This is a genomic window from Psychrobacter sp. GW64-MNA-CIBAN-0177, assembly GCF_040309585.1.
GTDB lineage: Bacteria > Pseudomonadota > Gammaproteobacteria > Pseudomonadales > Moraxellaceae > Psychrobacter > Psychrobacter okhotskensis.
Genome location: NZ_JBEOOY010000401.1, coordinates 1 through 256 on the forward strand (window position 1 = coordinate 1; position 256 = coordinate 256).

Annotated in this window: 1 protein-coding gene; it reads left to right on the forward strand. The window is 39.8% G+C overall.

The window, feature by feature from the left end; translation table 11 throughout:
• On the forward strand, positions 1 to 256 hold a 256-nt coding region (locus tag AAEY79_RS15620; RefSeq protein WP_352289493.1), incomplete at both ends, for a TolC family protein.

The following is a 256-nucleotide window of genomic DNA, read 5'->3' on the forward strand; positions in this document are numbered from 1 at the left end:
TCTGTACACAGTGCTGAACTGAGTTTAAATGAGGCAATTAACTATGCCTTAAACCATGAGCCTTGGCTTAAAGCCAGCAAACAAAAACAAGCATCAATTGAAGCAAAAAGTATTGCCGCAGGTACCTTACCTGATCCGGTACTCACGCTAGGGTTAATGAACTTACCCACTAATGGTTTTGCTTTTGATCAAGAAAATATGACCCAATTTAAAGTAGGAATTAGCCAATCGTTAAGCCGAGGCGATAGTTTAGCAT